Source organism: Planktothrix sp., from assembly GCF_046067725.1.
In the GTDB taxonomy this organism is placed as follows: Bacteria; Cyanobacteriota; Cyanobacteriia; order Cyanobacteriales; family Microcoleaceae; genus Planktothrix.
Map to the genome: position 1 here is coordinate 1 of NZ_JBJUDF010000012.1, position 4,371 is coordinate 4,371.

A 4,371-nucleotide genomic window follows, 5' to 3' on the forward strand; every position below is an offset into this window, starting at 1 on the left:
GTTTCCTTAAAATAACTGAACAGTTTCAAGTCTTTTTAATTTCTTTCCATAATCTTTTTATAATGAAGGTAGCCCACTGCAAATTAAATCTACTGTTTGATTACCTAATAATATAAGACTGAAGCTAAAACAGGGAAGAAAATCATTGAAATTCTCTTCCCTGGTATTAGTAATTTGGGTTTAACGAGAACAGAAATACTGCTCATAGATGAGAACTAAAAGTTAACTTTTAACACACCTGATCCTGATGGATTGACATCTCCTCTCATGCCATCATTAAAGGAGGTTGTTCGACTTAAAAAGGACTCAGAATCAATCGGTTGTGCTGGGTTTAGAGTTGGATTAACCGTTTGTTCCAGATACTCTTGGCTATATTCAAACGGTTGATCTAAATCAAGTCCTCCAACAGGGAAGGTTAACCGAGAATCACGACCTACACCGATTTCTTCTATTCCTAAATCTTCGGAGGAACCTTGAGGAAGTTCAGCACTTTGTAAGACAGGAATTGCAAATTCAGATCCGGTTAAATCTGCATTTAAAAGATTAGCACCGTCTAATTGAGCTTGAACTAAATTTGCATAAGTTAAATTCGCACCACTGAGGTTGGCATCATTAAATTCTACTTGATTTAAAAATGCACCTTCTAAGTTAGCTTCCTTGAGATTTGCGCCTTTTAAATCTGCACCTTCTAAATTGGCATGAGCTAAGTTTGCACCCGCAAGATTAGCATCTCTTAAATCTACACCAATCAAATGAGCACCGCTTAAATTCGCTCCTCTCAAATCACACCCTTGACAAAACCGAGTTTCTAATAATTGTTTAAGATCATTAGAGTTTTGTGAATAGGCTGGAGTCGTGACTCCAAAACCGAGTAGAAGCACTGTGGCTGCTCCAAATATTGCTGTGGATAGGATTTTCATGTTTTTATCCTCCAATAGCTGCCACCTAAAACCTACACCTGATAGTTTCCTAATTTCCATAATAAGCTGATTCAACGGCTGAATGCTTCACCCATTAGGAAGATTTAACAAAACTTAGGATAGATCTCGACGGGAAGAGTACACTAATTCCTCTCAAATATCAATGATAATTTTATTAATTTTTATTAGAATCAATCGAGAGAATGAGAGATAGAAAAGCAACTCAGTTCTCTACATTCTCCTAGTATACAATTATCTCAGTGTTACGAATTCTTCCCCACTGGTCGGATGAATTCCCATTGTATTATCAAAGTCTTTTTTAGTGGCTCCCATATTCACAGCGATCGCAATTCCTTGAATCAGTTCTGCGGCATCTTTTCCGACCATGTGAGCGCCTAAAACTCGATCTGTATTGACTTCAACCACTAATTTAATAAACACCCTTTCTTCAGAACCCGTGAAACTATGAAACATCGGACGAAACCGAGCGGTATAACATTTAATATTATCACCAAATTTTTCTCGTGCTTGGGTTTCTGTTAATCCCACCGTTGCACCTTCTGGGTTAGAAAATACAGCCGTTGCAATATTTTCATGGGTAATAAATCGAGGTTGATGACCAAATTCGGTATCAGCAAAAGCTCGTCCTTCAGCGATCGCAACAGGGGTTAAATTCATCCGATCCGTACAATCTCCCACTGCAAAAATATTAGGCTGACTGGTGCGGCTATCCGGTGTTACCTGAATTGCGCCTTTTCCATTCACTTCAACCCCAGCATTTTCTAACATTAATCCGGCTAAATTCGGTTTACGACCTGTAGCGCAAAGCAACGCATCAACGGTTAAAGGTTCTGTGTCATCTCCACTCAAAAATAACTGTAATCCTGCTTTGGTTTTTTCAATTTTTTCAATCACTTTTTGAGTTAAAAAGTTAATCCCATGATTAGCCATTCCCGCTTGAATATTACTGCGAATATCTTCATCAAAGCCATGTAAAATTAAATCTCTGCGGATAATTTGAGTCACTTCACTGCCTAATCCTTTGAGAATATTAGCAAATTCAACGCCAATATATCCCCCACCCCAAACCGCAAATCGTTTCGGTTGTTCAGGAAGTAAAAACATTTCACGGGAGGTAATACTATGTTCAATTCCGGGGATATTGGGTTTAACGGCTTCTCCTCCTACTGCGATTAAAATTTTATCGGCGGTAATTGTGCGATCGCCCACTTCTACGGTATGAGCATCGATAAATTTAGCATAACCAGAAATTAATTCAACTCCGGCTTTTTCCAAAAAACTAATATGCAGTTGACTTAAACGTTTAACTTCCGTATCAACGGCTGTAATTAATTTATTCCAATTAAATTTAGGGCGAGAAGACCTGGCCCCTACTGCCCAGCCATATCCTTGAGCATATTGGTACAGATAGGAAAATTGAGACGCATAAACCATTAATTTTTTAGGAACACAACCGCGAATCACACAAGTTCCACCGACTAAATCATGTTCTGCGATCGCTACTTTTGCTCCATAAGATGCTGCTCGTTTTGAAGAGGCTAATCCCCCTGAACCTGCACCCATCACAAACAAATCATAATCATAACTCATGATTCAATAGCCTCTTAATTGCCACTTCAATTTTAATAGGTTAAATTAATTTTAAACGTGATTTGAATGATCTGTTGGAACCCTCTGATGGGTTAAGAATTCTATCTTAGTGTCGTGAGAGGACTCCCGCCGAGCGCGCAAGCTTGGCGGAGAGATGAATCACGACAAAATAAAAACATGAGTGGTAACGAATACGATTTAATTTTCTGGGGTTGTTTGTTGCTCAACATATTTTTTTAGCTGTTCAACCGTGACCCCACCGCAACTGGCAACAAAGTAAGAACCCGTCCAGAAATAAGGTTTGTTATAAAAATATTTAGATGCCAAACCAGGAAATTCCTTGCGAATTAGTCTGCTACTAACAGTTTTAAGATTACCAATTAATGTTGATAGGGGGTGATCGGGTTTGTAGTCGATCAGTAAGTGAACATGATCAGATTCTCCGTTAAACTCCAGTAATGTACAATCCCATTTTTTAAGGGTATCAACAAATATTTCATGTAACCTTGTTAAGATTTCTCTACTAATTGCTTTCCTTCGGTATTTGACGACCAGTAGAATATGAGCGTTAAGCCTGTAAACCGACCTAAAACCTTTGTGATACATAGTTGACACTCTCTAACACTAAACGCTATAATACCAGACAAGTTGATGTGTGAGCAGAAATGTTAGACGTTCTCAAGGTAAGGTTGTATCCAAACAAAGAACAGCAAGCAGCTTTAGGGAAAAGCTTCGGTTGTTGCAGATTTGTTTGGAATTATTACCTAGAGAAAACTAATAATCAGTACAAGGAAACCGGAAAAGGGTTAAATTATTGTGATATGGCGAAGGATTTAACCCAACTCAAAAAACAACCGGATTACCTATTTCTGAAAGAAGTAACTGCTGCTACATTGCAACAATCACTCAAAAATTTGGAATCGGCATTTAAAAACTTTTTTCAAAAAAGAGCCAGATTCCCTAAATTCAAAAGTAAACACAAAAAGCAATCCATCCGTTATCCCGAAAGTTGTTCAATCAAAGGAAATGGTGTAAAACTTCCTAAGTTGGGGGTTGTCAAAGCCAGGATTCCAAAAGCAATTAGCAGCAAAATTAAATCTGTTACCGTGTCTAAGACCAGTACAGATAAATATTTTGCCGCTATTTTGTTTGAAGCTAACGATTTAATCCTAAATAAAACTGGGAAAATTTCAGGGATTGACTTAGGGTTGACGAGTTTGGTAACGGTGTTTGATGGTGAAACCTATAGCAAAGTTGACCCAATTAAGCCTACTCGAAAATATGCTAAACGATTAAAAAGAAGACAGCAAGCATGATCTCGAAAAGCCAAAGGGTCTAATAACCGGAAAGAACAGGTTAAAAGAGTTGCTAAAGTTCATGAAAAAATAGCAAACACAAGACTTGACTTTCTTCATAAACTCTCTCGAAAGTTAGTTGACGAGAACCCAATCATTGTAGTGGAAAACCTTTGTGTTAAAGGGTTTGCTCGTACCAAATTAGCAAAATCCGTGTTAGATGCTGGTTTTGGAATGCTAATTAACTTCCTGGGCTACAAACTGGAAAGAGAAGGAGGAAAGTTGATTGAAGTTGACAGATTTTTCCCCAGTACAAAGCTTTGTCATTGCTGCCAATTTAAAAATAATTCATTGAATTTAAGTATTCGTGAATGGGTTTGTCCAAGCTGTCAAACCCATCATGATAGAGATGAAAATGCAGCAAAAAACATCCGAGAAGAAGGGGTAAAAATCTTGTCAACAAATACCGTAGGGCATACGGAAATTCAAGCTTGTGGAGAGGATGTAAGACTCGTTGGTGCTTGCGCCAAAAAGCATTCTTCTGT

General features: G+C 38.1%; 3 protein-coding genes and 1 pseudogene. 1 reads left to right on the plus strand and 3 read right to left on the minus strand.

Annotation, left to right across the window (positions count from 1 at the left end):
* Positions 1 to 215: 215 nt before the first annotated feature.
* From ACKPEB_RS00600 to tnpA, 3 genes are all read right to left on the minus strand, one after another.
* A complete protein-coding gene (locus ACKPEB_RS00600; protein WP_408962819.1) occupies positions 216 to 920 on the minus strand; it encodes a pentapeptide repeat-containing protein in 705 nt (234 codons plus the stop codon).
* Positions 921 to 1,172: 252 nt separating this feature from the next.
* Positions 1,173 to 2,531: a glutathione-disulfide reductase gene (gor, locus tag ACKPEB_RS00605; RefSeq protein WP_408962820.1), complete on the minus strand. Its 1,359-nt coding sequence runs from the start codon at positions 2,529 to 2,531 to the stop codon at positions 1,173 to 1,175.
* Between the two features lie 198 nt (positions 2,532 to 2,729).
* Positions 2,730 to 3,137 (minus strand): IS200/IS605 family transposase, encoded by a 408-nt coding sequence (tnpA, locus tag ACKPEB_RS00610; RefSeq protein ID WP_408962821.1) that lies wholly within the window; start codon positions 3,135 to 3,137, stop codon positions 2,730 to 2,732.
* A gap of 59 nt (positions 3,138 to 3,196) precedes the next feature.
* Here tnpA and ACKPEB_RS00615 point away from each other — a divergent pair.
* Positions 3,197 to 4,371, plus strand: a pseudogene (locus ACKPEB_RS00615) (RNA-guided endonuclease InsQ/TnpB family protein); the annotation flags it as partial.